This is a genomic window from Acinetobacter sp. YH12218 (assembly GCF_013417925.1).
Taxonomy (GTDB): Bacteria; Pseudomonadota; Gammaproteobacteria; order Pseudomonadales; family Moraxellaceae; genus Acinetobacter; species Acinetobacter amyesii.
In genome coordinates, this window is the sequence record NZ_VPDB01000070.1 from 1 (window position 1) to 15,929 (window position 15,929).

Annotated in this window: 8 protein-coding genes and 5 pseudogenes; 4 read left to right on the plus strand and 9 right to left on the minus strand. The window is 39.2% G+C overall.

Annotated features, from left to right (window positions below):
* Window positions 1-910 precede the first annotated feature (910 nt).
* On the plus strand, window positions 911-1,660 hold the full coding sequence (locus FTV03_RS14685) for a metallophosphoesterase (RefSeq protein WP_180035931.1): 750 nt from the start codon (window positions 911-913) through the stop codon (window positions 1,658-1,660).
* A gap of 512 nt (window positions 1,661-2,172) precedes the next feature.
* Window positions 2,173-2,355, plus strand: a complete 183-nt coding sequence (locus tag FTV03_RS14690) for a hypothetical protein (protein ID WP_180035932.1) — start codon at window positions 2,173-2,175, stop codon at window positions 2,353-2,355.
* A gap of 42 nt (window positions 2,356-2,397) precedes the next feature.
* Here the strand turns inward: FTV03_RS14690 and FTV03_RS14695 are convergent, their stop codons facing one another.
* Window positions 2,398-2,559 (minus strand): hypothetical protein, encoded by a 162-nt coding sequence (locus FTV03_RS14695; RefSeq protein WP_180041968.1) that lies wholly within the window; start codon window positions 2,557-2,559, stop codon window positions 2,398-2,400.
* A 15-nt stretch (window positions 2,560-2,574) separates the two neighbouring features.
* On the opposite strand from FTV03_RS14695, the pseudogene FTV03_RS14700 reads away from it, so the two are divergent.
* Window positions 2,575-2,736, plus strand: a pseudogene (locus FTV03_RS14700) (DUF4236 domain-containing protein); the annotation flags it as partial.
* 271 nt (window positions 2,737-3,007) lie between these two features.
* On the opposite strand, the gene FTV03_RS14705 reads toward FTV03_RS14700, so the two are convergent.
* The 7 genes and pseudogenes from FTV03_RS14705 to FTV03_RS14735 form a co-directional block, all read right to left on the minus strand.
* Entirely contained in the window at window positions 3,008-4,240 is a 1,233-nt protein-coding gene (locus FTV03_RS14705) for an ATP-binding protein (protein WP_096911334.1), read from the minus strand.
* 539 nt (window positions 4,241-4,779) lie between these two features.
* Entirely contained in the window at window positions 4,780-6,435 is a 1,656-nt protein-coding gene (locus FTV03_RS14710; RefSeq protein ID WP_180041971.1) for an HNH endonuclease signature motif containing protein, read from the minus strand.
* A 760-nt stretch (window positions 6,436-7,195) separates the two neighbouring features.
* Entirely contained in the window at window positions 7,196-11,011 is a 3,816-nt protein-coding gene (locus tag FTV03_RS14715; RefSeq protein ID WP_180041973.1) for a site-specific integrase, read from the minus strand.
* Window positions 10,998-13,499 (minus strand): hypothetical protein, encoded by a 2,502-nt coding sequence (locus FTV03_RS14720; RefSeq protein ID WP_180041975.1) that lies wholly within the window; start codon window positions 13,497-13,499, stop codon window positions 10,998-11,000. The genes FTV03_RS14715 and FTV03_RS14720 overlap by 14 nt, the downstream gene beginning before the upstream one ends.
* Window positions 13,500-13,509: 10 nt before the next feature.
* Window positions 13,510-13,959, minus strand: coding sequence for a hypothetical protein (locus tag FTV03_RS14725; protein ID WP_180041977.1), 450 nt, complete (start codon window positions 13,957-13,959; stop codon window positions 13,510-13,512).
* Between the two features lie 367 nt (window positions 13,960-14,326).
* Window positions 14,327-14,498, minus strand: a pseudogene (locus FTV03_RS18010) (transposase domain-containing protein); the annotation flags it as partial.
* Between the two features lie 311 nt (window positions 14,499-14,809).
* A pseudogene (locus FTV03_RS14735) lies at window positions 14,810-14,938 on the minus strand (IS1595 family transposase); the annotation flags it as partial.
* A 109-nt stretch (window positions 14,939-15,047) separates the two neighbouring features.
* Between FTV03_RS14735 and FTV03_RS14740 the strand changes: the two are divergent.
* A pseudogene (locus FTV03_RS14740) lies at window positions 15,048-15,550 on the plus strand (transposase); the annotation flags it as partial.
* Window positions 15,551-15,588: 38 nt separating this feature from the next.
* On the opposite strand, the pseudogene istB reads toward FTV03_RS14740, so the two are convergent.
* A pseudogene (gene istB / locus FTV03_RS14745) lies at window positions 15,589-15,929 on the minus strand (IS21-like element ISAba8 family helper ATPase IstB); the annotation flags it as partial.

Consider the following 15,929-nt stretch of genomic DNA (forward strand, 5'->3'; position numbering starts at 1 on the left):
GTCCAGATTTAAATCCAATAGAAAATATGTGGTCACGAGTCAAGGCGATTCGAACTAAGTTTAGAGTTAAAGATATTGATAAATTATTTAAAGATTACTGTAATGATTTATTTGGTATTTAGCTATAGAATAAACTCCTGAATTTCAGCAGGGCTCCAACACTCTGTGGAGCGTTGATTGTCTGCTTTATATAGTTTTTCTAGGATCTCATGGTTGGCGAAGTCATAAAGTGATATTTCAAAGTTATGGTGCAGATTTGAGTGCGACATTTCGTCAAGCAGCATCATTTTTCTTTGAATAATATTGGTTAAAAGCTTAGTACGAGCCATTTTATTTTCTCTAGGCAATACTTCTCTAGATCTCGTGAGATTACGAAATTAGAAGTAATTAAAATTAAAATCAGTGATAAATGAATTAAAAACTCATCAACTCAGAAGTATCTTTTTGCTAGAGAAAAAACAGATAGAAATAATATAAAGATGCATTTTAAACCTCGTTGATAGATTGTCGTTTGCCAACATCTTTTCCACGAGATGGAGGCAAACCAAATAGGGTGTGGAAATACCGCTCAACGAAACGGCCAGTCAAAGACTGCCCTACCTGGCTTACCATAAAAGCGCCATGTAGACACAAAAGAGCCACTAAAAGCGACTCTTTAGTTCGTTGAGTAACAGGTTTCCACGCCTGGTCACAGATTTTGCTGTAACATCTTTATCTTATGTGCATAAATTCAATTGGTCAAATTTTATGATCAATATTTAATCAATTGATTCAAAAATAATTACCTATATTTTTAGAGGCTTAAGAATACAGATAAGTATCTTATAATTTCTACAATATTTAGTTGCTGTAAACTAATCGCAATGAAACTCTATATATTTAAGCAGCGTGATTTAATAAAGGAAGTAGATTGAAACTGCAAATTTTATCGGATACTCACAATTCTAAATATTCAATATCAGAGCAAGCTGATGTCATTATTCACGCTGGCGATTTTTCTAATCGCTTAAGTGGTGCAATTGAGTTTGCCGAAAAATGTAAATCTCTGAATAAAAAATTTATCTTTGTTTTAGGTAATCATGATTACTACAGCTCTAACTACAGTTCAGTCGTGAATTTCTTGAAAGAAAACTACCCAAAAAATGCACTACTTGATGACAACCATATCAAAATTCAAGATAAAATATTTGTAGGTGGCACGCTGTTTACGAACTTTCGCTCCAATTCTCCACTTATATCTCCTGAGGTGCTTTTACAGTCCCAAAAAGATGCTGAACAATCGATTTATGATTTTGATCAAATCATGATTAGCAATGAAAATAGACCTATAACCGCCGATGACTACATAAAACTATTTAACAAATATCATCAAAATATTTTGCAGTTTAGAGGGCAAGATCATGTGATCGTTATTACGCATTTTCCACCTCATTTAGCTTGTCTTGATCCATATTGGGGTACGCACCCTGTTGCATCAGCCCTCAATCCCTATTTTATTAATGACCTAGATGTAAAAGGGTTTAAGTTATGGATTGCAGGACATACGCATACATCAGTGGATACTGTAGTCGATGGATGTAGATTAGTGATCAATCCTTTGGGTTATCCACCAGAGCAAGGTAAAAATGGGTTTAGAGAAAATTTGATCATCGAAGTTTAAATAGATATTTTTTCTGAAACCTTTTTAAAGCATCAGATAACTCGATTTTAAAATTGTCTGCAATATTAATGATGAAGCATTAGTCCTATCAAAACCTAAAATAAGTGTCGTCACATGTTTTTTGGTACTCAATAGTGCTGTTAGGACTTTTAAGCTTTAGCTCATAGTTAGAATTAGTATAAAATTACATAACACCAATAAAGTTTTATGGCAAAATGAGAAGACCGATCGATTTTAAAAATATTGAACAAAGATCACGCCCAATTATTGAAGTTATACCTATGGCATTTGACAACAGTCAAGCAACACAACGTATTGTACTACATCATTTAAAACGTGTAATTCATCAACATAGAGATGAACTACAAAAGCTTGCCTATAAATAAAGCTCATTATCCACGTTTAAATGTTCATACCTATATTTGGCCACTTTTTCCACTACATCAATTTATTTCAAATTTTCTGTGATACTGATAATGAAATTTATACCACATCCGAACTAGGAGAAACTCATGTCGATTCCTTTAGATCCTGAAAATGATTGGAAGAATAAAATTGCAGATCAAATACTTAAAGATCTACTCGATATCCATAAAATCCAAGGTAATACTATTAAAAAAATGAAAGCAGACCAAAATGGTGTTTTCTATGTAGAAGAGGAAATATCAATTGATGACGTACTCAAGCAATTTTGAACTCTGCTCATTGAAACGATATAAAGCGCTTGAATTTTATATTTAAAAGCTTAACCAAATTGTATCACCTGTAAATGCGTACATAGCTTCAGCAGTTTCTTTCAACACATCTCTATCATCCGTTTCCATTGATAATTCATCACATGCAGGATATCTACTATCGCTTGTAGAAGATAAGCTGGATTGAACAATAGACTCAAACAAGTGGAACCACCTCTCTCTAAACACCAGCCTTACTCTAAAAAGACCCGTGTTCCACAACCGACATCGCTAGAACACACGGAATATAATCCTCAGAATTTAGAACAACCGAAGACAAAGATCTGGCCTTGGATTATTTTTGGAATATTGTGTTTTATTGTAGGTGCCGTCATTTTTTAGCAAGAACAGCATTGTATTTTGATCAAAAAAAATGCCCACATGGATGAATGGGCAAACTAAGGAATTAATATCCTTCAGAAACTCCAGCGCAATTCTCGCTACTTTCAGTAAGCGACTCTGGCTCAATCATGAGGGTCTGACTCAATCGAATCGAGGTAAATCGATCCATCACAATTGGAGCAGAAATTATGCTTGAATACATTCTTGAATGATGCTGAAAAGTCTTTGATTTTTAATTAATAAATAAGAGTATCCATGTCTACCCTCAACTTTACTTATTTTCAGATAGCAACCAATCGAGAGCACTCATTTTTACAATACCATTATAATTCGCTTCAGTCCCTATCGTGTCTAAGGTAAGCAAATACTTGGGATACGAATCAGAAATTTTCTGTAATGGACGTAACTCTCGGCTGAGTGTCTCCTCATTGAGCGTTTCTAATGCCACCTGATAATAAGTTAAATTCTGTAAAGTATCGACAGCAACAAAATCAATTTCATATTCATCAACCCGCCCTACATAGACCGTATAACCTCGTCTGACAAGCTCAAGATAAATTACATTTTCTAAGATATGACCTTGATCAGCATTAGCATCAGGCAACATAATCCGGCGCAATCCGACATCAACTAAATAGTATTTTTCAGAGGATTGTAATAACTCACGCCCGCGTACTTTAAATTGTGCGGCACTATAAAATAACAAACTGTCCTGTAAGCCCTGAATATAGCGTTTTACTGTTTCAAATGAGATTTTAACCCCACTTGAAACAAAGGTATTTTTAATTTTATTGATGGAAATGGGTGAGCCTGTCACGCTTGCCAAATATCTTGCGACACGCTCGAGAGAGTTAATATCGGCCGTATTCAAACGGGGAATAACATCTTTAAACATTACACTGGCATAGACCGCTTGCAAGTAATCATAGGTTTCCTGCTGGCTGGTCATGGCAAGCGTATAGGGGAAACTACTGCGCGTGTACATGGCATACAAATCACGATTGGATAATTGTTGGATGATCGGATTATTTTCAATATGCCACTGTTTAAACTCTTGGAATGACAAGGGTAAAACATGTTGCTCGATATAGCGTCCTGTGAGTAACGTCGCAAGTTCTCCACTTAGAAAGAATGCATTTGAACCTGTAATATATAAATCGATATAATCCCGAACATATAAAGAGTCGACTACTTTCTCAAAATTTGTAACATGTTGTATTTCATCTAAAAAAACATAGTTTTTTTTACTTTTATCAACTTTGGACAATACATAATCATGTAGTTTACGGTAATCGGTGAGTTCTTCAAATTCCATAAATTCGAAGTTGATGGCAATGATGTTTTCGGCTTGTACACCCTGTGCTTTTAGGTCTTGTTGAAACATCGCCAATAAGGTGGATTTTCCAGAGCGACGCACACCTGAAAGTACTTTAATGACATCACGGTTTTGCCATGTATTCAGAAATTTTAAGTAGCCATCACGTCGAATATTAGCGCTTCTCATTGTTTACACTTGAAATCTAAAGTTTTAATTAATTCTATCAAAGTTTAGAACCTAGATGTAAAAATATTCAATTTTAAAAAAAATTTAAAGTTTAAGTGAAACATTCAAAGCTACTGTTGAAGCATGCAAACAGTAGATCTGATCAAAATCCAAATTCTGTCTTTTTGATTATTTTCCATGTCATGTTATTTCATTGATGCTACGAGTTAACTGCTATATAAATTAAGTGAAAAGTAAATGGAACTAAGATGTTAACTAGAGTGGAACTCATTTTTGTTGTGCTGATGGTCTCAGCCTTAATCCTAATTGCTTATGAAATGCTAAAAGGTTTATTTTAGAGCATCTATACAATTTTTGATCAAAAAAAAGCCCACAGAGGGAATCTATGGGCGAAACTAAGGACCTTGACGGTCATTCAGAAACTACAGCTAGTTTCTGGTTGTGATTCTAAAGTGAATTAAAAACAACCACATTGGCTGAATATATCAAAAGTTAAATCATTAATAAATTTTAGAAAATTAATTTACCCCCTCTGCTGCTCAATACAGTAATTCACCAAACAAATCCGCTCTAATCTCTTCCAGACTCAGATCTGATTTCATTCTATTACAGATGGGATGAACCAGCAGACCATTCTCTAGAACACCGTGCCCACCTACGGCTTTGGCAATCCGATGATCCGATTCAGTAGAATCAAGATAGATCAATCCATCACAAATGAGGCAAAAGTTATGATTACCCACCAGAAAATTGTGCTTAAGCAGACTCTTGGTTAATGCCGAAAAGGCCTTTGGCTTTGACCGAGAAATTGGACTAATCGACTCCACATATCCCACCACATTCTTGACTACTGCATCATCATAACCACCCAAAAACCTTTCGACATAGAACTCGTTAAAGTTTATGTACTTGAAGGCCTTAGACATGGACAGAATAAAGGTATTCAGGCATTTCTCATCATCAAAATCAACCTCCATTTCCAAGCTTAAGCAAATAAAGGCTTTATAGACAATTTGTAGCCGATCATAGCCCTTGATACCACTGCCGAACTTGCCGACCGTTTCGGTGGTCGCCACGGGGAAATTGGCGATCAAGAACTCAATACTACGGCGTACCCGGGTGAAGTCCTTGAAACTAATCTTTCGATGATGAATCTGCATGCGGCTTTCATGAATTTCATACACAATTGAAAACCATGCAAGAAAAGAAGTAATCTGAAAACGCTGATCCTTATAAAAATATAAGTATGGATGTAAGCCCAAACTCGGAACCCCAGCATTTTTTACAGGCGTCGCTATTCTGCAAAGAATGGTCAACAGATGCGACATTAGGTTTTCAACGCGCTCCCCCTGATTCAGACTCATAATATTATGAATCTGATCACCCGCAATGATATTCATCAGCTCATTGACCAAGCCAATTTTTTTGCCATGACTCATTTCATTGTCTAATAAAATGGTCGAAAAAAGTAACTGGTGGATCCTCTCCCCTAACTCAATCAACTCATTTAAACGTGTATATTGGAGCTCTTCTAGGTTAGATTTATTGTCATTGATATAACAACAGGCATAGATCGCATAATACGCGTCACTACCGCGATTTCTTAGGTGATATTCCTCATATTTATCTAAACGTTTAGTATCTGAGTTAATAGATTGAAATACCCGTCGCGCATCTTCCGGAGTCCCCAGTACCTGCCTGAAACTGATTTTAATATCTTCTAACTTCGACTTTTTTTCTGCAAATTCAGCATCAGTGCAAATTCTTTGAAAATCAGCGAGATCTCCTAAATAATTGCGGAGGTAACGAATATCTTGTTTTTGTGGATCATTGAAATTAGGTGCCTGAGTGACTTGCTCATCCGCAAAATATCTATTAATCCACGCATAGATACAGGAAAGACGATGTGCTCCATCAATAATGTAAATATTGCCGTGTATATCTTTCCAATACAAGATACACAAATTGATATTTTGATCTTCTGTGCAATCCTCAATAAAGTTTGCAATTTCTTGCACGCTCCAATATTCCGTAGAACGCTGGTTATCCGCCTTAAATAAACATTTGATGATTGGATGCTTTTCAAAATCAGTCAGTGCCACTTCAAAATTGTCACGCTGCATTGAAGGTGACATTTCTTCTGGCAACATGACTTTACGCTGAATAATATTGGTCAATAGTCGTGTAGAACCCATTTCTTATTTTCTCCAGGCAACACTTTCCTACTTTCGCTCAAGTACGAAATTTGAAAATGTATATAGTTCGATTTGGTTAAAGCTGTGAATTAAATGACCGTCAATATCCAGTCAGCGCTAACAAAAGAGACCTAAGAGAAATGGGGGGATTAGATAATAAAATCTTCATGTTTAGTACCTGTAGTTTAGAATTAACTATCTACAACCATCTTTTCCACGAGATGGAGGTAGACCAAACAGGGGTGGAAATACCGCACTACAGAAGACGGCCAGTCATAGACTGCCCTGCCTGGCCTACCATAATGGCAAACTAAGCATAATAAGCACAAAAAACCGCTAAAGCGGTTTTAATGCTTCTGTAGTAATTTTCAGGTTTCCACGCCCGATTACAGATTTTGCTGTAACGTAATTATCATATGGGTATCTTTTTCTTTGGTCAAACCAAATTAGAATTTTTTTCATTTTCTGGTAGTGTTTCAAATTTAATGCTGGCTAATTTTTTAAAAATTTTAACCGAAAAAATCCCTGTATTTTCAATACCCCCAAGGATGCCTATTTATCTAAAAATCTATGCAGCATACTTTTTGAAGCACTACCTACATTTATTTTTTAATTCTATGAAAGGGCCTCAATGAATTAAAATCATGAGAATAATTAAAACAAAAAATCAAATTCGCGGAAACCCAGGCCTTTGCTTGGCAAATCAGATTTTGACAAAGCAAAGGCCTGGGCCCCTTAAATTGAACGATATCTGCTTAGGCTATTCCCATAAGGAAGGGTGTTGTACAGCTTCCAGTAGCAAATCAAATGCAAGGGATAATGTAATGTTTTTATTGCTTTGTTGATCGATAAAATAGACGTGAATCTCACGACTTTTTTGCGTGAGATCCACCGGATAGTTATCGTACTGTAATTGGACATCTTCAGGTAACAACAGCTGCATCCCCTCGATAAAATCCTGCATTTCCCAATCCATTTTTGGCTTTTGCTGGGCATCAAAACGACATTGGAAACAAAACTGGTTTCTTCTGAGTTTGCCATGCTGAATCAATACAGCTAAAGCCGACAGAACTTTCTCCTTTAAAAGATCTTTTAATGCGATAAATAGCTGTAGGCTCTTTGGCTTCAGCTTGGTTTTGATCTGCTTGTCATATAGGTCGCTTAAGTACTTTTTCTCGATCGATGCAGCATTGTCCAAATTCCATCCAAGTTTACTGAATGAAGGTACTTGCCATTTTACAGCAAGCCAAAGCGCACGCTTAATCCAAATATCTAGGTTATCCACTATATGAGGTGCTTGGATCTCTGCATCTTGATATGTGTTGAGATACGTGTAGATGACCTTGTAGGATAATGGCTTCAGCTCGAATTGCATCTTGGGCATCAGATAAGGTTGTACTTTCTGATCAATACCCAACACCGGTTGCTCACGTTCAAAGCACTTTCGGTGTTGGCTGTCGCGATTCAGATCCACCGCTTCAGTTTCTTCACGATCATAATGCCTATTCAGAACAGCAGGATGAACTACACAGGGCGTATTGTAAATTCGATCAATCGCCAGCAGATCCAGGGTATGCAGGTAGTGTGAGGCCGTTTGTTCAATCGAGCTATGCCCCATCCAATCGGCCAGCAAACGCCATTTATGCTGAATCACCGCTTCATGCCTGATAGCCTGTTCACCGAACAGATGCTTGCGCATAGACTTAGCCTGCTGCCAGCTGTAGTCGGTATAGGTCATCACCATTTCTTTCGATCCCAACCAGGCGATTGCCAAATGAGTGGCGGCACTATGGCGGAAACTGTGGAAGGTATAGCCGTGATCTGGCTTGATGACTTCATCGAACAGCAGCCGGGTCATTTTTGAGATATACAGCTCGCTCAGGATTTCTCCACCGATCTCAAAAACCAACTGCTCGTTCGCCTTCTTATTATTCGGCTGCTGAAAACAATGCAGAAGATAGCTTTTCACCGCTTGCAGTTCATCATCCAGTAATACCGCGTTCAAATCGAGTTGACGTTGCGCATTTTGGCTTTTCAGTCGTCGATAGACATTATTTTTCAAGGTGATGCGTATGGCGACCGTTTGATTGCCTGGATCGTCTTTCCACAGCAGTTGAGGACAAATGATTTCACCCAGCGTCAGCCCCCGGATTTCATTGAGTCTACATCCCAAACGATAAGCCAGGATGTACATTAGCAGCAACAGCTGCAAATGGACTTTTTCTTTTTGAGTTGAACAGGCATCAATTTTCTGAATGACTGTTTTTTTTAATTGAATAAACAGCTGTGGGCTGATGAGCTTGGCTTGACAGAACTGGATACGTTGAAAATCACTGTGGTCAAAGCTGCTGACCGCTGGCACATTCTCCGGATATTCTTTCTGGCAAAAAGCATGGAAATCTTTCAGTCGTCCAAAGGCATATTGTGCCCGACCCTGAGTGCGAGTGTCTGTGTATTCACGCTGTGTTTCAGCACGTTCATCGATGCCGTTCAGGATGGAGGCATACAATTGCTCATAGTGTTCTACATTCATCTGTTCAAGGTCATTGTCATACATATAGATATGAAAGAAATAGTCTTTCGCAAAACTGCTCAGATAACGCTTGATACTACTCAATTTTAATTTCTTGCCGTTTTCTTTTTCTTCTTTTCTCAAATAAAAGATCCAGCTCAATAGTCTTAACTGTGCTTCTATCAAATTGCATTCTTTATAATTGTCGCCCGCTAAGGCTGCCTTCTTTACACTCAACTGGGTTTGAATATTGCGCCATTGCTTAAACTGCTGCTGATGGCGTTGTCTTTGGCTTTGCTTATTTTTCCCTGCCGGGGCTCGCTCTTGTTCAAAAAAATCCAACTCAAATGGAAGCTCGTTCAGTTGCTGATGTGCCGTGATAACCACCGGTTTGGCTGTTTCAGTCTCTAACGGGAGGATCCCATATTCTACTTTGACAAGATCATTCGTGGATTTCAAGGTATTGAACCAGGCTACACCTTGGTCTTCTGCCGTTAAAGACACGGTTTTTAGATGATTCTGCAATACTTCACTTAAACACATATCCAGACTCAAGTCTGGATGGATTTCTAGCGCCAAATTGACATGCTGAAAGGGCTTGAGTGCAGTGATCTCAATGAGATCCTGATCCTCGGATCGCAAGATTTTTTTTAATGCCGCAATCTGTTCCGAGACCTTGAGCTGTTTTTTAAGATTCTCGAACACACTCAGAATCGCTTCCAGCACCTTACGCGGATGTTGTGGTTGCAGGTCCTCTGCTTGCTGTTTCAGGATGTGTAAAAAAAGTTGTGCATAAGGATTGAACCAGACATGCCGCCACTGATAAATCTTCTTGTCTTTAATCTCATTGCCGTAATAGCGGTGTGGCATGCAGTAACTGAGAACCAGTGGATTGGTAATTTTTTTATAGTCACTTCGATACAGTGTTGAATACCCAGATAACGGATGGCACATTTTCTCCTTCTCTTTCTCCTCCTCCAGCAGACGATTGCCGATGGCGACCAGCTGAGTGAGATCACTACAGCCTGAACAATAAATCAGACTTAAATACAGATGACCCAAGCACTGTTGTGCTGTTGGCATCTGCAATGTCTCGCTACGCCAATACGCTTTCAGTCCTCTGGCAATATGAAAATGCTGCTGTCCCAACCGTAGTCTGGCTTCAGTGCTGAGAATCTGCCGCGGTGGAGGATCAGAAAACAGCGTCGTAGGACGCAGCTTAATAGGATAAGGCTGGTGTTCCTCATTCTGATACTGTTCTAAACAGGCTAAAAAACTGGCTTCACTGTGTTTGATATACGGTTTGCGCTTGGCACGAGTGGTGAAGTCTTTGTTCCTTAAGAAAGTCTCCAGTCCTTTGGCGAAATTCGCCCAGATTCGGGCAATCTGGTCATCGACCTCCTGCTGGCTGTCCTTCTGTCCTGCAATAGCCTCCTTCATTTGTTGAAAAGTAAAGGCCACTTGCTGAGCAATTTGATGATAAATGGTTGATGGAATCTTAATCAAATAAGCATCTTCCGACGCGCTTTCATAAGTTTCTTTACGCTTAATCAAACAGTCTTCAGCCCATTGTAAATAAGGGGCTCTCAGCGCGACCGTGGCAATCTTTCTTTCCTTTAAAAATGCCTTGATTTCTTCCTGACAATCCACCCAAATTTTCTCAATTTCGCTATCGATTTCAAGCGTATTACCCTGATTTTTTTTAATGACCTCCGACATCTTATTATTAAAATCCGCTTCGACTTGCTGCTTGATATTTTCATATATCAGGGACATGATTTTAATCGGATAAGCCTCTTGCGTTTCGCTCAGGTAGTCTTCCTTCAGCTGAAAAAAATAGGCTTCGCTCTGTTGTAGATAAGGGGCTCGGAGTGTTGCCGTGCTAAGCTTATGGTTCTTCAAAAATTTCTTCAGCGCTGACTGAAAATCTAGCCAGATTTTCTCAAGCCCTTTATCAATATCTGTCGTACTTCTTTTACGCCCTGCAATCGATTGGAGCATCTGCTGAAAAGTCAGTTCAACTTGCTCACAAATATACGTAGCAATCACATCATGCTTTGTCATGTGCTTTATCCTTTTTTGGCATCGGACTGGATAAATGCTCAACCTGCAATATCTTGATCATCTCATCGATGCCTTGACTGACATGGCATATATACTGATACAAGGAGGCTGAGGAATAACGATAAAACAGCTCCTGATCGCGTTGATCATGGCCGTACAAGGCCTGAATCACATTAAACGCCACTCCATGATCCATCAGCATATTCATTGCAAAATGGCGCAGCCAGTTATTGTAAATAGGCGCTGAGGCATAGCGCGACAACGCTTCATTCACCCAAGCTCGGCTAAGAGGCTTGATCCTGATTTTAGGACTGTCCCATGCTTGAGCCGTCACCGGCAGGCTTCCCGGATAGACAATCACCTTGCCAAACAGATCTTCAAGGGTGAAATTTTTCTTGAAGACAAATTTCAGTAAGTCAGCATAGTGAGTGACCACACTGTTTAAGAAATCGAGATAATGCTTAAACGCCTGAGTAAAAAACTTCGCTAACGGAATAAAACGCCCATCCTTACGTGATTGGCTATTCTTTTTATCATTCACATATAGCAGTCTTAAATCCAGATCATAAGCACTACACTCCCCCAACAAATGTTCTTGCGGACGTCGTGTTAAACATAACAGGCTGATATGCCACATCCACAAACTGTAGGCATTGATCCGCTCGATCAAGTGCTGATGCAACTGAATTTTCTCATGACAGACCTTATGCAGCTGCTGGAAGAAATCAGACACAAAATCCGGAGTCAGGGCCAATTGACTCCCCAGCCGGGTGGTATCCGCTTCACTCGAGCTTTCAAACTGCTGCTCGACGATCTTGATCTCGGCTTCCGTGTCCGGTCTGCACAGCGTATTCAGATAAATCCGGTACTTCTCATTCAGCTGCTTCTTTGCAACCCCTCCGTAAAAACTGCCGGGAAGATCATGAGAACTATCTTTGCCCGATAGCACATGTGCAATATATTCATTAAACGTGTGGTGAAAAACATGGAAGTACAACTGTGCCTGTAACTTTTCGACAGTGATTGAACCAAGCTGTTGTCCTGCTATGCATTTTTTCAGATATTGATTGACCTCTTGCACCGTCACAGGCGAAGTACTACAACGTAAATGTAGATATTCAAACCAGCTGCTGGACAAATACAGCTCATGAGATACCATATGATTCAACTGATGTGGCATTAAACTTTCATTTTTTTGCTGAGTAATCGCCAGATACAGTCTCACCTGATATTCCGTCCGCTTGGCGCTCCCCGTTTTCAGCAGCATCCCCTTTTCAATCAGCTGTTCATAGTTCAGGAGTGCAACAGGTGACAAGCCACTGCTCAGGCTGAGTAAGCAGGCGGCAGCCATGGCAGAACTGTCCGGATCTTGGCTATTTAATTCGCCATTTAACAGGTAAAAAAGATGCTGAATTACATCCTGACTCATATAATAAGAGTTGGTCACCAGCGGTTGTAAACGACGCTGTCGATGTCGCAACATATGCGTCGCATATTCATTCACAAATCTAAAAAAACGACCAGTTCCCGGATCTGTGGTTTCGATCTGCCAACCTTGTTCAATCGCATCGATCTCGCCCTCTTCATCTATCACGATCCATGGATCAAACGTGATATCAGCCGGAAAATAAGATAAAGTGATCTTCCCCTGCGACGGGTAGTCCTTTTCAACTTCCTCTTCTTGCGAGGGCCAATCCGGCACAGGTTTCAGCTTTTTAGGTCTTGGTTTTCTCGGTTTCCGTTTTTTAGCTTTTATTCTTTGCAGTATGCGTTTTCTTCGTATTTTCCTGTGTATTTTTCGATACACGATTTTTTTGTCGGCCAGACGTTTAAAAATGATGGTTAGTGCACGCAAGTAGTTGGAAAATTTTTTCTCTTTTAAAGAACAATCCTGAATAAACTCCGTCCAATTCTCATAAATTTCCTTATTGAACTGCACCAGATTCAACATAAAATCTAAATAGCATTGCAGTAATCGTCTGCTGTCTCTTTCCTCACTGCTTTCCTCTTGCTGTTGCAGACCAAGCTCAACCAGCGGTTTACAAATGTAGCGCAACAAATCACAGATTTCTTTTTGCTTGGCGTCAGAAGCCGTTAACGGACAAATCGCCTGATATTGCTTGTAAAACAAATAACTGACCCGCAAGAGCAAATAACCGGTTTCATCCAGCTGTTCAGAGACATACGTAGCAAAATAAGTGAATGCCGCAAATAGATAATCCTTGCCTAGTTGTCGGGCGCTCACAATCGAGGTATAAACTTTAGCTGCATTAAGCTTCAATTTCTCAATTTGGAGTAAATCATCTACAGATAATTCAGAAAATTCTGTGAACGTCACAGTTTGCTGTAGTTGCAAATATAGGATCGCGAAGTTGACCCGCAATTTCTCACTATCGCTTTTGTCTGCTTTATTTAATTTCTCACATTCTTGCGTTTCAGCAGTGAGATGAGATTGCAGATAGTTTTCTAAAGATTGTACTTTTGCCACGTTTCATGACTCACAATTCAATTTTTTCTTCAGGACTAAGATCACACTGACGCTTAATTTTCAGGAGCTCTTTAACTTGTTTTTTAGCCTCCTCGTTGCGCAAGTTAAAAAACGTCATCAAAAAATAGGCACTGAGTTTCCCTGACTGACCAAAAACATCAGCCTGCACTTCTGGATCAATATAAATATCAAGTTCACGGATCAACTGCAGCTGTGGCATATAGTACACATGTGCACGCACGGCACTGTCCGTTTTTAAGATCTCGATAATCTGCTGCCATATCTGCACATAGCATTTTGTAAATTCCTCCTGTTTGTTTTTATTCCTGTCTGGTTTCTGTTTCATCAGACTCCCCACCTTCTTCTTCAACTTAAGTAGCTTTGGTGTTGTGGTCACGAAAGGAAGGACAAACTGATAAAGAAAGAGGGCAGTGTTGCTTGCTGACTGAGCAAAAATCATAATAAATGACCAAAAATTAACACACAAAGTTTTATAACATTTTTTTTATTTACTTTTGAAGATTTTTTAGTCAATAATCACAATAATAATATTATTCAAATACTTATAATTTTAAAATATCTAATATTCTGCAAACTTCCCCACTATATTAGTTACAACCCCTCAATTTTCATAAACAGTTTCAACAAATAATTATTAAATCCAGTCATAAAAAGCAAGTGAAAAAACCGCCTAAGATGTAAATCTTTGAGCTTGTCAAAGTTATCGATATGCTGTTAAAGCAGTTTAAATTGAGCAGAAAATCATGTGCCTCGCCTCAAATTTTGGTAAGCATCCGCTGAACCCCATCGCTATTTTTTAATTCGGTTCAGGTTCCAAGCGGTGTCGCTGCAACTATTTGGGTCACTTTATGTGTCGGCAACCTTTCAGCACATCACTTAAATAGGCATACATAGCCCATTCATCTTTGCTGACTGGATCAGGGTCATGATGTTCGCTGCTCGCTGACTACTGCGTAGCGAACCTACAAACAGCCAGTTCTACCCTCAAGGAGGTATCTACACAAATATTTTTAATTGAGCTATGGTAGGCAGCATGTTTTAAATTTTACGACAACTCGATTAGATGCCCGTCTCGTTAAATGCAAGAACATCAGTATCTAAGTGAATCGAAATTTGTTGCTTCACAGGGCTATAGAATTGATCGTGGCGTACAAAGGTATTTTAACTTTTAAATGTTTGTGCAACAAAGCCATACTTATTACTGAAAAAAACATCTCATAACTTTATAATTACTCGCAAATCTTTCATTATTGTAATATGGCTCTAGACTAGCAGATTTACACTTAGTTTTACCTAATGAGGTCCCACAACCCTGTTGCTAGCTCATTAAGCACCCTCATCCAACGCCATTCTGTTTCTTTAAGATGATAATCAAAATACTCTTTTGATATACCGTTGAACTTTGCTAGCCTTCTTTTCTATGTACACGACAAATTTCACAGAACCCTTATCCTTGATCCTAGCCAAAATAATGGACAGCATGTCCCTCTAAAGATAACGTAACTTCAATCTTTGGAGATCCAAGAAATGGCTAAACGTTTTAGTCCGGAATTTAAACAGCAAGCGATTGATTATGCCCTTTCAAAGTCCCACCAACCTATAGCTGCAATCGCCCAGAAATTAGGTGTGGGTTATTCAACTTTAGACAAATGGATTCGTGAAGCCAATCCAGTGGGTTCAAGCAAACGTCAACTTTCACCATAACAACAGCGGATCTTAGAATTAGAGAAAGAAGTCAAACAGCTCAGGGAAGCCAATGACATCTTAAAAAAAGCGCATGCGTACTTTCTGACAGATCATGCCAAGAAAAGTACACGGTAATTCAAGATCTGGATGTGAATGAAGTCACTGTATCTTCTGCCTGTAAATGCCTGGGTGTCAGCACTTCAGGCTATTATGCCTGGCGAAAACACCAGGCCAAGCCAGCGCAGAAATATAATGATTTAAAAGCCGTATATTGGCAGCATCATGCACGATTGGGTGCACCTTCATTGGTACATGACATGCATGATTTAGGTTACAGCATGAGTGTCAACGGCATTCTAAAATTGACCCCTTTGATCTCGTATTAAATTTCAACCTGAGGCTGAATCCCAATTCTTTTTTTATCCTTCAAACGATAACTCTCACCCGATATCTGTACCACATGACAGTGATGTAATAGCCGATCTAACATCGCAGCGGTCAACGTGACATCATCTGCAAAGGATTTGGACCACTGGCTAAAGGGTAAGTTACTCGTCAATATCGTACTGCCTTTTTCATAACGCTTGGCAATCACATTAAAGAACAGATTCGCTTCTTCACGTCCAAACGGTAAATAACCAATTTCATCGATAATCAGTAACTTTGGTCCCAGTACCGCACGTTGCATATAGGTTTTCAGTTTACCTTGCTGGTAGGCTGTAC

Bases quoted from the DNA above. Each gene is read 5' to 3' on its own strand.
- FTV03_RS14710 (WP_180041971.1), bottom strand. From the start codon at position 6,435: ATGGGTTCTACACGACTATTGACCAATATTATTCAGCGTAAAGTCATG.
- FTV03_RS14705 (WP_096911334.1), bottom strand. From the start codon at position 4,240: ATGAGAAGCGCTAATATTCGACGTGATGGCTACTTAAAATTTCTGAAT.
- FTV03_RS14715 (WP_180041973.1), bottom strand. From the start codon at position 11,011: ATGACAAAGCATGATGTGATTGCTACGTATATTTGTGAGCAAGTTGAA.
- FTV03_RS14690 (WP_180035932.1), top strand. From the start codon at position 2,173: ATGTCGATTCCTTTAGATCCTGAAAATGATTGGAAGAATAAAATTGCA.
- FTV03_RS14725 (WP_180041977.1), bottom strand. From the start codon at position 13,959: ATGATTTTTGCTCAGTCAGCAAGCAACACTGCCCTCTTTCTTTATCAG.